The organism is Burkholderia sp. Bp8963 (assembly GCF_003854275.1).
Classification (GTDB): Bacteria; Pseudomonadota; Gammaproteobacteria; order Burkholderiales; family Burkholderiaceae; genus Burkholderia.
Genome location: NZ_QTQP01000092.1, coordinates 1 through 13,654, shown reverse-complemented (window position 1 = coordinate 13,654; position 13,654 = coordinate 1). Strand labels below are relative to the sequence as shown.

At 60.8% G+C, this 13,654-nt stretch carries 11 protein-coding genes and 2 pseudogenes; 9 read left to right on the top strand and 4 right to left on the bottom strand.

What is annotated here, in order from left to right:
- A pseudogene (locus tag DID96_RS36390) lies at positions 1 to 194 on the top strand (hypothetical protein); the annotation flags it as partial.
- Positions 195 to 215: 21 nt separating this feature from the next.
- Here the strand turns inward: DID96_RS36390 and DID96_RS39690 are convergent.
- A pseudogene (locus DID96_RS39690) lies at positions 216 to 869 on the bottom strand (peroxidase family protein); the annotation flags it as partial.
- A 417-nt stretch (positions 870 to 1,286) separates the two neighbouring features.
- A complete protein-coding gene (locus DID96_RS36380) occupies positions 1,287 to 2,234 on the bottom strand; it encodes an alpha/beta hydrolase (RefSeq protein ID WP_185732481.1) in 948 nt (315 codons plus the stop codon).
- A 267-nt stretch (positions 2,235 to 2,501) separates the two neighbouring features.
- Between DID96_RS36380 and DID96_RS36375 the strand changes: the two genes are divergently transcribed.
- From DID96_RS36375 to DID96_RS36360, 3 genes are all read left to right on the top strand, one after another.
- Positions 2,502 to 3,632 carry an AraC family transcriptional regulator gene (locus tag DID96_RS36375; protein ID WP_185732480.1) on the top strand — a complete coding sequence of 377 codons (1,131 nt, stop codon included), beginning with the start codon at positions 2,502 to 2,504 and terminating at the stop codon, positions 3,630 to 3,632.
- Between the two features lie 201 nt (positions 3,633 to 3,833).
- Positions 3,834 to 5,120 carry an MFS transporter gene (locus DID96_RS36365; protein WP_409333847.1) on the top strand — a complete coding sequence of 429 codons (1,287 nt, stop codon included), beginning with the start codon at positions 3,834 to 3,836 and terminating at the stop codon, positions 5,118 to 5,120.
- A 94-nt stretch (positions 5,121 to 5,214) separates the two neighbouring features.
- Positions 5,215 to 5,700 (top strand): MOSC domain-containing protein, encoded by a 486-nt coding sequence (locus DID96_RS36360; protein WP_124603988.1) that lies wholly within the window; start codon positions 5,215 to 5,217, stop codon positions 5,698 to 5,700.
- A gap of 63 nt (positions 5,701 to 5,763) precedes the next feature.
- Here the strand turns inward: DID96_RS36360 and DID96_RS36355 are convergent, their stop codons facing one another.
- Positions 5,764 to 6,369 carry a TetR/AcrR family transcriptional regulator gene (locus DID96_RS36355; RefSeq protein ID WP_124603987.1) on the bottom strand — a complete coding sequence of 202 codons (606 nt, stop codon included), beginning with the start codon at positions 6,367 to 6,369 and terminating at the stop codon, positions 5,764 to 5,766.
- 111 nt (positions 6,370 to 6,480) lie between these two features.
- Between DID96_RS36355 and DID96_RS36350 the strand changes: the two genes are divergently transcribed.
- The 4 genes from DID96_RS36350 (at position 6,481) to DID96_RS36335 (ending at position 11,156) form a co-directional block, all read left to right on the top strand.
- Positions 6,481 to 7,536, top strand: coding sequence for a sugar phosphate isomerase/epimerase (locus DID96_RS36350; protein ID WP_124603986.1), 1,056 nt, complete (start codon positions 6,481 to 6,483; stop codon positions 7,534 to 7,536).
- A 31-nt stretch (positions 7,537 to 7,567) separates the two neighbouring features.
- Positions 7,568 to 8,452, top strand: a complete 885-nt coding sequence (locus DID96_RS36345) for an alpha/beta fold hydrolase (protein WP_124603985.1) — start codon at positions 7,568 to 7,570, stop codon at positions 8,450 to 8,452.
- Positions 8,453 to 8,454: 2 nt separating this feature from the next.
- Positions 8,455 to 9,420: an alpha/beta hydrolase gene (locus DID96_RS36340; RefSeq protein WP_124603984.1), complete on the top strand. Its 966-nt coding sequence runs from the start codon at positions 8,455 to 8,457 to the stop codon at positions 9,418 to 9,420.
- Between the two features lie 434 nt (positions 9,421 to 9,854).
- A complete protein-coding gene (locus DID96_RS36335; RefSeq protein ID WP_185732482.1) occupies positions 9,855 to 11,156 on the top strand; it encodes an MFS transporter in 1,302 nt (433 codons plus the stop codon).
- Positions 11,157 to 11,207: 51 nt separating this feature from the next.
- On the opposite strand, the gene DID96_RS36330 is transcribed toward DID96_RS36335, so the two are convergent.
- Positions 11,208 to 12,095: a LysR family transcriptional regulator gene (locus DID96_RS36330; RefSeq protein ID WP_124603982.1), complete on the bottom strand. Its 888-nt coding sequence runs from the start codon at positions 12,093 to 12,095 to the stop codon at positions 11,208 to 11,210.
- A gap of 100 nt (positions 12,096 to 12,195) precedes the next feature.
- Between DID96_RS36330 and DID96_RS36325 the strand changes: the two genes are divergently transcribed.
- Positions 12,196 to 13,416: an alpha-hydroxy acid oxidase gene (locus tag DID96_RS36325; RefSeq protein ID WP_124603981.1), complete on the top strand. Its 1,221-nt coding sequence runs from the start codon at positions 12,196 to 12,198 to the stop codon at positions 13,414 to 13,416.
- The last annotated feature ends 238 nt before the right edge of the window (positions 13,417 to 13,654 follow it).

Here is a 13,654-nt window from a genome sequence, read left to right as displayed (position 1 = left end):
TGATCAAACGTCTGGACGACGATGAGTCAACTGTCGTGGCGCGGCTAACCGAACTCGGCCGCAATCGATATGGCGCCGCCTTTCGCAGCCACAGTGGGCGTTGGGAGCCGCTGCCGGGCATGGGTTCGCTCGACGAAATGGCCGATGTGATCGTCACGCTCCTGCAGCCATATTTACAGCCTGATAATTATTAAACTTATTTGAGGGATGTTGTACTAGGCCGCCACGAAATCCCGGACGAACTTCTCATTGTTGTCGTCCTGCGCATAGACCTCCGCATAGGCACGAAGCACCGAGTTCGAGCCGAAGACCAGATCCACCCGCGTGGCCGTCCATTTCACGACACCGGACTTGCGATCGCGGATTTCGTACAGGTTCTTCCCTGCAGGTTTCCAGGTATGGGCCATATCGGTGAGATTGACGAAGAAATCGTTCGTCAAAGCGCCGGGGCGATCCGTGAACACGCCATGCGGGGTGCCGCCGTAATTGGTACCCAGCACGCGCATGCCTCCGACCAGGGCCGTCATTTCGCAGGCCGTCAGCCGCATCAATTGGGCGCGGTCGAGCAGCAATTCCTCGGCAGTGGCCACGTAGTCCTGCTTCAGCCAGTTGCGGAAGCCGTCAGCCAGAGGCTCCAGTACGTCGAACGACTGCGCGTCGGTTTGTGCCTGCTCCGCATCACCGCGGCCCGGCGAGAACGGAACCGTGACGCTGAAGCCTGCAGCCTTGGCCGCCTGCTCGATGCCGACGTTTCCAGCCAGCACGATGACGTCGGCAACGCTTGCGCCAGTGTCGGCGGCAATTTTCTCCAGCACGGTCAGCACGTTGGCCAGACGTCCCGGTTCGTTGCCGTCCCAGTCCTTTTGCGGATGCCAGATGTCTTCACGGCCAAAGCCGAAACCGAAGGTCTTCAACCCCATCGATTCGTAGGCCACGGTGCCTGCCAGGATGATCAGGTCGCCGTAGTGGCCCCAGTCTGCGGGCCACCAGTCCTGGCTGTCGGTCATCAAGGCCTTGAGGTCGTTTTTCAGCGCATCGACATCGAGCTGCTTGACTTCATCTCGATAGTTGAACGAAGCCCCCATCGGGTTGGTCTGGGTGTCGTGCTGATGCAGGATGTCGAGGTTCAGTGCGTTGGGCCACCAATCCATGTTCGACTTGCCTGCCGACGTTACGCCGCCGTGCATGACAGGGCACTTGCCGGAAGTAGTCACGTCTTTATTTTCCATATCCAGTTCCTTGGCGGGAATCGCTGTAAGAGCGCGTCTGCATCGCGATGCAGTTACTTAGTGGTTGTCCAGCCAACCCTTGACGTAGCCGGCCACGTCCTGCCATTTCTGATCCACGATCAGCGCATGGCATTGACCTTCAAACTGATGAAAATCGGTTACCGAGGATGGGTCGCCGTATTTCTTGAAATTCTTGAGATTGAGCGCGGCAGGGATAATGTGATCGTCTTCGCCGGCGATCATCAACAAAGGACCATGAGGCTTGCTGAAATCGATCTCCGCTACCTTTTCGCTTGTTCCGCGCCCGACCCGGCGTGACTCAGGCACGCCATAGTCACGGAAAATCTGCTGCGCTTCGGCCTCCGGAAGGCAATTCGTAAAGGCATAACGGAAATCGTCGAACGACGGCGCATACGGCTGGTCGACATTCGCAAACGGGCTGATAACCGGCCAATTGCTCTTGATAAACGACCACTTCGCCACGATCAGGCCCGACGGCGGCGCCGAATCGATTGCCACCGCTTTTGCGGCCAACCCTTCCGACAGCAGCTTTTGCGCCACCAGTCCGCCCATGGAATGCCCGATCACAATGGGTTTCTCCGGGAGTTGACGCAGCACCTGCCGATAACTTTCCACTACCTCGTCAAGGGTCAGCTTGCCCAATGCGGCCTGGGCTTCCGGCGATCGTTGCTGGTCGAGCGTTCCATCATGCAGAGGCCACGCAGGCGCGATGGTTTTATAACCCGACTTCTGAAAATAGGCCCGCCAGTTATCCCATGCCTTCGGCGTCATGAACATGCCGTGAATGAACACGACGGTTTTGGGATGAGAAATCGGCTGGCTTCCCGCATTTGCCGAGACGGCATTGCCGGACGGCAAATCAGTCGCAGCTTGTGCCGAGGACTGATTGGAACAGGCTGTGGCGGTGACCAACAAGCTCGCGAGCAATAAAGAACCGCAAAAAAATCTTGAAATTCCGGTCCGACTCTTGATTTCTTCAAACATCGTCTTTACCCCCTTTAAACAAAGCACACTGGCATGATTGCGCGTAAGGCATCGCCACCACGCCGAGTCGGTGACGCCGAAGTGGTTGATTGACAAGTCGGATGCAGTGACGCTGCACGCATTTCGCGTGAGCTTCGGCCCATGCGAGCGCCATCGAGTCGGTACAAGTCCGATCTTCCTGACCTGCGATCGAAAGCCATAAAAATATGGAGTGCAGAATTTGCTGCAGTGACACCGGGGCGTATTTCCCGCGGCGGAGCTGCGTCGATGCGGCTCTTTGCCTCGAACGGTGTCCTGGAACCGGCCTGGCACGCCGTGGTTACCCATGCGCCGTGCACCAGAACAATAGTCTTTGACATTGGGCCGTTCGATGTGAATGATACGTCCATCATAACGGCCATCCGGACACGCAACATGATGAAAAATCCTGAATTCTTTGCTGAAACGCCGGCGGCATCGGATGATTGTGCAGACCCTTTCGCCTTCAAGCGTGACCCGTTTTCTGACGTGCTGGAGTTGATCCGCGTTCGTGGCAACACGGTCTTCACTTGCGCGGCATCGGCACCTTTTGGAATGAAGTTTCCGGCAGGCAAATCCCGACTGCACATCATCAGAAGCGGAAGCGTGGTGATCGAAGGGGAGGGGCTCGACGAGCGGTACCACGCGTCGCAAGGAGACCTGATCTTGCTGATGCATGGGCACGGCCACGTGATTTCCGACCGGCCGGGTCGTTCGGCGAATCTCGTCACGGACCTGGTGCGACAGCACTATGATCGAACGCGACTGACGCTCGGGAATGGAGATACCAAATGGTTGTGCGGAGAATTCGGATTTGACGGTGTGTTGTCGCAGCGCTTGCTGTCCGTGCTACCACCGGTACTGGTCCTGAAGGGCCTGCGAGAGCGACCTTTCGAATGGCTGGAGTTGAGCTGTCATTTCATTCTCGACGAGGCATTGAATCCGCGCGCAGGTGCCGCCGCGATGATCTCGCGGTTGCTCGACGTCGTCTTTGTCCAGATGCTACGCACGTGGGCGACAGAGGGTGCTGTCGGTCATGGCTGGTTATCCGGTGCGATCGATGACCGCATCAATCCGGCGATGTCTGCCATTCATGCCGATCCCGGCCGGGCATGGAGCGTCAATGACCTGGCAGCGTTGTCGAATCTGTCCCGCTCGGCTTTCGCAGATCGCTTCCAGCGTGTCGTAGGGCAGGCGCCCTTGAGTTACTTGACGACCTGGCGCCTGGATCGGGCCGCGGAGTTGCTGCGGCACAGCCGTGCACCGATATCCGATATCGCAGGGCGGGTCGGATACACGTCCGAAGCCGCGTTCAGTCGAGCGTTCAAGGGCCGGTATGAGTTGTCTCCGATGCAGTGGCGGAGGCTTCATGCCGACTAGGATCCGGCGTCCCTCCGAGCACGTAGGCAAACTCTTCCCCTGCGCTTTCTGCGTGCGGGTATGAGGTGCGGCGCCGTGGCTTCAATCTCACCGTTCAATCGTCCCGAATTTTGAAACGATTGATCCTGAATTTTCCAATTTTCAAGATCGATACCGCTTGCAATACTGCGGCCTCGTCAACCAGATTTCGAGGCCACTGCAGTGCAAGAATCTTGCTGCTCTTCTTCTGACGGCGATCCTGTTGTGAATCGACCGCGATTGGCGCGAGCGCATCGATGGAAAGTGCTAGGAGTCGGTGTGGTGGCCAATGCCGGTTTCATGGCCGCAGCCAATGGCCTGCCTGCCACCGCTGTATGGCTGCGCAGCGCATATCGGCTCGATAACGCGGGGCTCGGTTTGCTGCTCGGCTCGCTCGGCATTGGCATCGCGCTCTCGGAGTTGCCGTGGGGATCCGCGGCGGATCGCTGGGGAGACCGGCGCGTGCTGCTGTTCGGTCTCTCTGCGACAGCACTGATTCTGTTGATTGCTGCGCTATTCATCGCACCGGGGCCGCGCCGCACCCCGTCGCTGGCCGCAGCGATGGCGTGCATGGGGCTGGCGGGAGTCGCGGGCGGCAGCGTAAACGGTGCCAGCGGGCGCGCGATCATGCGTTGGTTTCACGAGAACGAACGCGGCCTGGCGATGAGCATACGCCAGACCGCTGTGCCGCTGGGGGGCGGGCTGGGTGCGCTACTGCTGCCGACCCTCGCCGTCCACGCGGGCTTCGACTGGGTCTACGGCGTACTCGCCGCATTGTGCGGAACTTCAGCCGTATTGACGTGGCGGTGGTTGCATGAACCGCCGGAAACATCTCCCCATTCGAACGATCTGCCATCCAGATCAATTCGCAGCCCGTTGCGCTCCATTCGCGTATGGCGTGTCGCATCTGCGATTGGCGTGCTATGTGCACCACAGTTCGCCATTCTGAGTTTCACGTCGGTGTTCCTGCATGACGCGATTCATGTCGGTCTGCAAGGAATTTCGCTTACGCTATGTGTGGTGCAGATTGGCGCAATGGTGGCCCGGATCTGGAGCGGTCGCGCGACAGACCGAAATCGCAATCGCCAGGAATGGCTACGCAGCTGCACGCTGTTTGCGGCAGCAAGCTTCATTCCGTTGGCGGTATGCAGTGCTACGCAATTCGCTGCTCCGGCATCACTGGTGATGGCTGCCGTTGCACTGGCCGGTGTCGTGATTTCTGCGTGGCATGGGGTTGCCTATGCCGAACTCGCGTCGCTGGCAGGGGCCGAACGCGCAGGCACGGCGTTGGGACTCGCCAACACATTGGTGTTTATTGCGTATTTCCTGACACCGGCTGTCATTCCGCATCTACTTGGCCGCGCCAACAACTGGGTGGCAGTCTGGTCCTGCGCGGGAGCGTTGTCGCTGGTGGCGTGGATACTCTTTCCGGCAGCAGAAGCAAGGACTACGTCGGCGGCGGTCGAATAGACATGGATTCAGTATTTCGGCAGACTAGGTCGAAACCCTGACGCGCCGGGCCAGGAAGCATTCGCCGTTTTTCTGATAATCCGCGGAGCACAGCATGACATCGATTTCGACCATCGACTCCTTGTTTGCCGGAGGAGCGGGTTACCTGCCCGAAGGGCAACGTAGCGGCATATTCAAGCAGCGCATTACCGATTCTGTTCGCGTTGAGGCAACCGGCATATTGGGCGATGAACAGGCGAATCTGACGGTGCATGGAGGGCCGGAGAAAGCCGTTCATCACTATCCGGCAGAAAACTACGCGCGGATTGCACAAGCGTTCCCGGACAGGGCGCCTCAATTGGTTCCGGGCAGCTTGGGCGAGAACATCTCCACGCGATTTCTGTGCGAAACGAACGTACACATTGGCGACATCTTCCAGGTGGGCAACGAGGATCAGTTCTGGCAAGTGCAACTGGCACATCGCCCCTGCGTCGACGATCTCGACGCGCTGAGCGCCGTTCCCGGTCTCGCACCGGACTGGAAGCGGCGTCTGATCGAGCGGGTGAAATGGAGCCAGGCGCGCTCGGGACAAAGTACCTGAGTTTCCTTTTCATCCGGGAGCGCCCGGCCGCTGCCGCTTTGGTCCCCGCTACAGCGCAATAGGTCACACCATGACACGCGAAGCCATCATCAGCGGCATCATGGCTGGTCCGATGGACGCCAGCAGGCGCTCTTTTGAAACTCCGTCGCGGGACTGAACGGAGATGCCATGCAATTGGGTCGCGTAGAAATCGGCCAATGCGTTGACGTCGGTTCCCGGCACGAGCTGCCCTTGCTCGGATGCGAGCTGCAAGCGCTCGGCGATCGATTGCGTGCGTGCGCGCCGATGTGCTGCCAGCCATTCCATGACGCCTTCGTTCTCGGCCGCACAGTTGGTGGCGGCGGATACCACCATGCATCCGTGTGGCTGGCCGCGCCTGGTATAGGTAGCGACAGCGTCACGCAACATCCGTTCGATCGCCGCGCGGACATCGGTTTCCTCACTGAGCGCACGATCGGCGAAACCGCCGTCGCCTTGCTCGTAGAGCGCCACGGCTTCGTGGAACAGCGCCTCCTTGCTGCCAAAGGCGGCATAGATGCGTGCTGACGCGATGCCCATGGCGTCGACCAGGTCAGACATCGACGTGCCTTCGTAGCCGCGTCGCCAGAACGCGAGCATGGCCCGTTTCAGGGCCATGTCGCGATCAAATTCTCTCGGTCGTCCCGCCATTGTCTCTCTCGTCCATCGATACATCGTGCGCCGATTTTATCGCGCGTCGTGTTGACACGCGACGTTCGTTCATCCTATTCTTTGTCGAGCAACAAAGAATAGGAATTTCACATGCGTACCCTCAAGGGCCCCAGCCTCCATCTCGCGCAGTACGCCGACGATGCCGTACCGTTCGACAGCTTGCCGAACATCGCGCAATGGGCTGCCGGCATTGGCTTCAAGGCGTTGCAGATTCCCGCCTGGGACGGACGTCTGTTCGACGTGGAGACCGCGGCGGACAGCCAGGACTATTGCGATGAAGTGAAGGGCACGCTGGCCGAGCATGGCCTGGAGATCAGCGAACTGACCACGCACATCTTCGGGCAGCTGGTCGCGGTGCATCCGGCGTACGACGCCATGTGCGACAACTTCGCCCCCGATGCGCTGCGTGGCAATCCGGCCGCGCGCACGGCATGGGCGCTGGATCGACTCGAGCTGGCGGCACGGGCTTCGCGCCGCCTTGGGCTGACGGATATGGGTACCTTCTCGGGCTCGTTCGCGTGGCCGTACCTGTTTCCGTTCCCCCAACGGCCCGCGGGCCTGATCGAGACGGCGTTCGACGAACTGGCGCGGCGCTGGCGGCCGATTCTCGATGTCTGCGATGAAAACGGCGTCAACCTCTGCTACGAGATCCACCCCAGCGAAGACCTGCACGACGGGGTTTCCTTCGAGCGCTTCCATGCACTGGTCGGCCAGCACGCGCGCTGCAAGATCCTGTTCGATCCCAGCCATTTCGTGCTGCAGCAGCTGGACTATCTGGACTACATCGATATCTACCGCGAGCACATTCGCATGTTTCATGTTAAGGATGCCGAATTTGTACCTTCGGGACGACAAGGCATCTACGGCGGCTACAGTTCATGGCTGGAGCGTGCCGGCCGTTTCCGCTCGCTCGGCGACGGTCAAGTCGACTTCAAGGCGATCTTTTCCAGATTCGCGCAGTACGACTACGCGGGCTGGGCCACCCTGGAGTGGGAATGCTGTCTCAAGGACCAGGAGGACGGTGCGCGCGAAGGCGTCGCGTTCATCAATGACCACATCATCCGCGTAACGGAGCGCATCTTCGACGACTTCGCCGGCGCCGCGGTCGACCAACAGCAAATCCACACCATGCTCGGCATCGCATGAGCGGCTTCCCACTTTGCTACGGAAAATCGATATGTCCACCCGACTTCTGTCGCCATCGGCCAGCTCCGAAGGCTTTACTCATCAATATGTGCGCATCGATGGCGAGCGCGTGCATTGCGTCATCGCCGGCACCGGTACGCCCGTCCTGCTGATTCCAGGGTGGCCACAGACCTGGTACGCGTGGCGGCATGTCATGCAGGCACTCGCGGAGCATGGCTTCATGGCCATTGCTGTCGACCCGCCAGGCACCGGCTATTCCGACCGGCCGCATACGGGCTATGACACGGGAAACACGGCAGCCACGTTGCATCGCGTGATGACGCAGCTCGGCTTCGATGTCTATCAGTTGGCGGGCCACGACGTCGGCATGTGGGTGGCCTATGCGTTGGCCTGCGACCGGCCCGACGCGGTGACGGCGCTGGTACTCACGGAGGCGGTGATCCCAGGGCTGGCGCCCGCGCCGTCGATCTTCGTTCCGCCGGAAGAAAACATCTTCCTCTGGCATTTCATGTTCAATCAGCTGGCCGACTTGCCCGAGACGTTGATTGCCGGGCGTGAACGGCCCTATCTGGAGTTCATGTTCAACCGCTGGTCGTTTCGGCGCGACCGTGTGGCCGTCGATGTTTACATCGACGCCTATGCGGCTCCGGGCGGTCTGCGTGGCGGTTTTTCCTATTACCGCGCGATTCCGGAGACGGTCCGCCAGAATCGGGAGCGTTCGAAGCGCAAGCTGACGATGCCGGTGCTCGCCATCGGAGCCGAGCACGCCACCGGCGACGCGCCGCTGGTCACCATGCGCGATAACGCCACGGATCTGCAGGGCGCGGTCGTGCCCGATTGTGGCCACTTCATCATGGAAGAAGCGCCCGATGCCTTCATCGGGCATCTGTTGCCCTTCCTGGAACGGAGCCGCTGACCATGCCGTTGGACGCCAACATTGCCGCGCTGCTGGAACAATTGGCGCTGGTCGAGCCGCCTTCGTCGCTGGTGGCGTTGCGGCAGGCCACCGAGACGGCACTGCGGGCCTGGCATGGGCCACTGGAAGCCGTTGACCGGATGGAAACCTTCGCGGTACCCACGCGCGACGGTCAGCAGATACGGGTGCGGGCCTATTGGCCACTTGGAACGGGAGATAGCGGGTCACCCCAGCCAGCCATCGTTTATGCACACGGTGGCGGGTGGTGCCTGGGCACGCTCGAGCTTTACGACAATCCTTGCTGCGCGTTGGCCATGGCGACGCAAAGCGTGGTGCTGTCGGTCGACTACCGGCTTGCTCCCGAGCACGCATTCCCGGTGCCCCTGGAGGATTTCTGCGATGCGCTGGGCTGGGTTTTCAGCCACGCGGCCGGACTGGGGCTCGACCGTGCGCGAATCGCCGTCGGCGGCGACAGTGCCGGGGGCAACCTCGCGGCGGCGGCCTGCCTGGTCGCCCGGGAGCAGGGCGGTCCGCCGATCGCGCATCAGTTATTACTGTACCCGCCGCTGGACGCATCGATGAACACGGCGTCCTACCGGACTTATGGACAGGGCTGCTACCTAACGCAAGAGGTCATGCAGTATTGTTTCGCCATGTACCTGGCCGATCCGGCCGAAGGCAGCTCGCCTTATGTGTCGCCGCTGCGGGCGGCTTCGCACGAGGGGTTGCCGCCAGTCACGTTGCTGGCGTGCGAATACGATCCATTGCGCGACGAAGCGCAAGCGTATGCTGAGCGACTGCGGCAAGCCGGTGTGCCGGTCGATCTCGCCGTGCTGCCGGGGATGGTCCATGCGTGCATCCATATGTGTGGCGTGACGCAGGCTGCGCGTAGTCTGTTCGAGCTGGCCGGAACGCATATACGCCGGGCCTTCCAGCGGCGAGCGTTGCGCCGGCAGGTTAGCCACTGATCCGCTGATGGGGACCGTGCACCGTGCGTCGGCGGTTGCCTGGTCCGTTCCATCCTGACGAGTTCGTCAGCCAGCTTAGGGGCTTCAAACGGTGCAACGCGCTGAAGCCATGCGGTCTGGTGCGAGGCAGGTCTGCAGCGAGGTTTGCAGCCACTCCTTTCCGCAGACGACCTGAAGCGTAGGCATGCTGCCAGCACCGCATGGCGGGATTGCGCGGAGCGAGCGAAGGCAGTTCCCATCAAATAAGCGGCGAGCCCAGTCACGCGCTTTCGGTGTTTCAATTTGGCGAACGAATTCGTTCAAATTTTTTCGCTTTTCGTGGCACAGGCCCTCCGTTTACTCTCACGGCACCCAATTGCATGCGGTCGTCCGCCGCCGACACGCGCAATTGAAATAATCGAATCCGGAGACTTGACTTGTCTAAAGCCAGCCACATCGCAACGACCGAAGGCGTCCCGCAGATCGGGACATTCGCGCACCTTCGTTCCATTTTCAGCGGCTCGGTGGGGAACCTCATCGAGTATTACGACTGGTACGTGTATTCAGCCTTTTCGCTGTATTTCGCCAAGGTCTTCTTCCCGAGCGGAAGCCAGACGGTACAGTTGCTCAATACCGCGGCCATCTTCGCCGTCGGTTTCATCATGCGTCCGATCGGCGGCTGGCTGGTCGGCCTCTATGCCGATCGCAAGGGGCGCAAGGCAGCCCTGCTCGTTTCGGTGCTGGCGATGTGCGCGGGCTCCTTGATCATCGGCCTGACGCCCGGCTACAACAGCATTGGGCTGGCGGCGCCGATTCTGTTGGTCGCCGCGCGTCTCTTGCAGGGGTTGAGCCTTGGCGGCGAGTACGCCAGCTCGGCCACTTACCTGAGCGAAATGGCCGACAAGACGAACCGCGGCTTCTACTCCAGCTTCCTTTTCGCGACGCTCTCGCTCGGTCAGTTGCTGGCGATGGCCGTGCTCGTGGTGCTTCAGCAGTGCTTCCTGACCACCGAGCAGCTGGAAAGCTGGGGCTGGCGTATCCCCTTCCTCATCGGCGCGATGGCATCCGGTGCGGCAATCCTGTTGCGCCGTAACATGGAGGAAACCGAATCCTTCGAACTGGCCCGCAAGAACAAGCGGCCGCCCCCTTCCGTTGCAGCGTTGTTCAGGCACAAGCGCGAATGCCTGATCGTCGCGGGTCTGACGCTTGGCGGCACGGTCGCGTTCTACGCGTACACGACGTACATGCAGAAGTTTCTGGTCAATAGTGCGGGGATGACCAAGGCCGATGCTTCCATGGTGTCGGTTGTCAGCCTGATCGTGTTCGTGTTGCTGCAGCCGGTGTTCGGCAGCTTGTCGGACAGGATTGGCCGCCGCCCGTTGCTGATCGCCTTCGGCGTACTGGGAACGGTATGTACCGTGCCGATCTTCCACGAGCTGACCAAGGTTCAGAGCATCGGCGGCGCGCTCATGCTGATCGTGGCTGCGCTGTTGATCGTCAGCCTGTATTCGTCCGTCAGCGCGGTGGCCAAGGCCGAACTGTTTCCGGTCGGCATTCGCGCACTGGGCGTAGGGTTGCCTTACGCCATCACGGTGTCGCTGTTCGGCGGCACGGCCGAGTACATCGCATTGTGGACCAAGAGCATCGGGCACGAAAACTGGTTCTTCTGGTACGTGTCCGCATGCGTGCTCGTGTCGCTGCTTTGCTACCTGTGGATGCCCGATCCGAAGAAAGTGTCCTGCATCGACCAGGACTGAGCGCCACGACCGGGCGTCCGACGCAGCAACGCGCTTCCTTGGACCGTCCGGCTAGCGAAAATCCGCATACTGCCGCACCAGCGCCAGCATCGATGGAATCAGTCCGCGCATGTCGCCTCGCCGCCACTGAAACGCATAGGGTAGCGGCGACAACGCGGGCTTGCTCGCCAATCGCACCAGCGCCGCGCCCATTTGCGTGTCGGCCCAGTCGGCAGGCAGAAAGCCGATGCCGACACCTTCGCGCATCATGCCCGCCAAAGCACTCCAGTTGTTGCATGTGATACGCCGGGCATGATTGACGCCAGTCGCCAGCAACCACTCGTCCAGTACGTGCGTCGTGCCGGCTCCGGCGGGTAACGTGACGAGCGGGTGTTTCTCCAGCAGCGCGGGCGTCAACGTGCGTTCGCTGCCGACCAGATTCTTCGAAGCCATCCACGCGAACCGGGCCTCCGTCACCCGTTGCGACAGGATGCTGCCGCGCGACGAACGACCCGCTATCACCGCGAAGTCGAGCTCCCCCGCGTCGACCTTGTGTTCGAGCACTGCTCCGACGTCGACGTACGGCTCCAGCGTCAATTCCGGATGCAATTTCTGGACGGCGGCCACGAACCGCGGCAGCCAGGTCAACGCGGACAGCTCGCCCACGCCAAAGCTCAGGCGACCGGTCAATCCCTTGTCTTCCGCAAACGCACCCTGCAACGCGGCCACGGATTCGAGCACCCGAATCGCGGCGGGCAGCAACGTCTCTCCATCTGTCGTCAATACGGCCCGATGGCCGCTACGGTCGAACAGCACGCGCCCCGTGGCCTGCTCCAGCTCGTTGATCCGCTTGGACAACGAGGAAATGGACAGGTTGAGCCGCTGCGCCGCGGTTGCGAAATTCGCGGAGGTCGCCGCCCAGTAGAACGCATCCAGTTGCTTGAAGGTCGGAGTCGCCAAGGTATTTCACTTTTATCGAACGATTTCGTTTGAATATTATCGCTTTTATTCGACGATGCGGCTACCTAGAATGGCACCGTCGTTTCAGGGAAATTCATTGATGACCACCGTTACTTCTCGAATCACGGAAGCGCGCCAACCTACGGCTGGCGCCAGCGTGTCGCCCCGTGCGTTGCGAAACGTGCTGAGCCTGCAAGACTTCGAAGCCAGGGCGCGGCGTATCTTGCCGCGTCCGATCTTCGGATACGTCAGCGGTGCTGCGGAAGACAACCGCACCCTGGACGACAACCGTGCGGTGTTCGATGAATATCGGTTGCTCACTCGCGTACTGCGTGACGTTTCCCAACGGCAACAGACGGTTGATTTGTTCGGTCAGCGTTTTGCTTCGCCGTTCGGCATCGCACCGATGGGCATCAATGCGCTGTCGACGTATCGAGGCGACGTGGTGCTCGCACGTGCGGCAAAGGAGGCCGGGATTGTTTCCATCATGAGCGGCTCATCGCTCATTCCGTTGGAAGACGTTGCTGCGGTTGCGCCGGGAACGTGGTTTCAGGCATACCTTCCGGGCGATCATGGCCGCATCAGCGCGCTGCTCGAGCGCATCGCGCGCGCCGGCTACCGGACGCTGGTGATCACCGTGGATATTCCCGTGTCGGCCAACCGCGAAAATAATGTTCGCGCGGGATTCTCTACTCCGCTGCGCCCCGGTCTGCGCCTTTGCTGGGACGGGATGACGCGGCCGCGATGGTTGCTGGGCACCTTCGCGCGGACGCTGGCCACGCACGGCATGCCCCACTTCGAGAATTCCTTTGCGACACGCGGCGCGCCGATCCTCTCCGCCAACGTGCTGCGGGATTTCTCCGCTCGCGACCACCTCAACTGGGAACACCTGACACGCATTCGACAGCAATGGAAAGGCGAGCTTGTCATCAAGGGCATCCTGAGCGTCGAGGACGCCGTCACCGCGCGCGAGGCTGGCGCTGACGGGATCATTCTTTCCAATCATGGCGGTCGCCAGCTGGACGGCGCTTCGTCGCCGATGCGGATCCTGCGGGATGTGGTGCGCGCAGTGGGCAATGAGTATCCGGTGATGATCGACAGCGGTTTTCGGCGAGGGGCGGACGTGCTCAAGGCACTGGCGCTTGGTGCGCGCATGGTGTTCGTGGGACGCCCCTTCAATTATGCGGCTGCCGTCGCGGGTGAGGCTGGCGTGACGCACGCCATCCGGCTACTGCAGGAAGAAATAGATCGCAACATGGCGATGCTGGGCGCAAACAACTGCGATGCGCTCACACCCGAAGTGTTGATCCGTAAGCGCTGACTATCGAAGGGAACTGCAGTCCAGCTCTCGCGTCGCTGTTCGCTTTCTCACGCAGATTCATCATATTGTCCTTGCAAAAAAGACGACCTTCCTGCGGATGGCCGCTTGATGCATTCCATTACACACAAGTCGGCGTGAGCGGCTTGTAAACTTTCGCGGCTTGCCGTTTACTCTTGCTTTTTGCATGACGCGCGAATGGCACGAGCAACGGAGAGTTGGGCGGCAATGGAATTCAAGG

Bases quoted from the DNA above. Each gene is read 5' to 3' on its own strand.
- DID96_RS36345 (WP_124603985.1), top strand. From the start codon at position 7,568: ATGTCCACCCGACTTCTGTCGCCATCGGCCAGCTCCGAAGGCTTTACT.
- DID96_RS36380 (WP_185732481.1), bottom strand. From the start codon at position 2,234: ATGTTTGAAGAAATCAAGAGTCGGACCGGAATTTCAAGATTTTTTTGC.
- DID96_RS36355 (WP_124603987.1), bottom strand. From the start codon at position 6,369: ATGGCGGGACGACCGAGAGAATTTGATCGCGACATGGCCCTGAAACGG.
- DID96_RS36360 (WP_124603988.1), top strand. From the start codon at position 5,215: ATGACATCGATTTCGACCATCGACTCCTTGTTTGCCGGAGGAGCGGGT.
- DID96_RS36350 (WP_124603986.1), top strand. From the start codon at position 6,481: ATGCGTACCCTCAAGGGCCCCAGCCTCCATCTCGCGCAGTACGCCGAC.
- DID96_RS36340 (WP_124603984.1), top strand. From the start codon at position 8,455: ATGCCGTTGGACGCCAACATTGCCGCGCTGCTGGAACAATTGGCGCTG.
- DID96_RS36325 (WP_124603981.1), top strand. From the start codon at position 12,196: ATGACCACCGTTACTTCTCGAATCACGGAAGCGCGCCAACCTACGGCT.
- DID96_RS36375 (WP_185732480.1), top strand. From the start codon at position 2,502: ATGCGGCTCTTTGCCTCGAACGGTGTCCTGGAACCGGCCTGGCACGCC.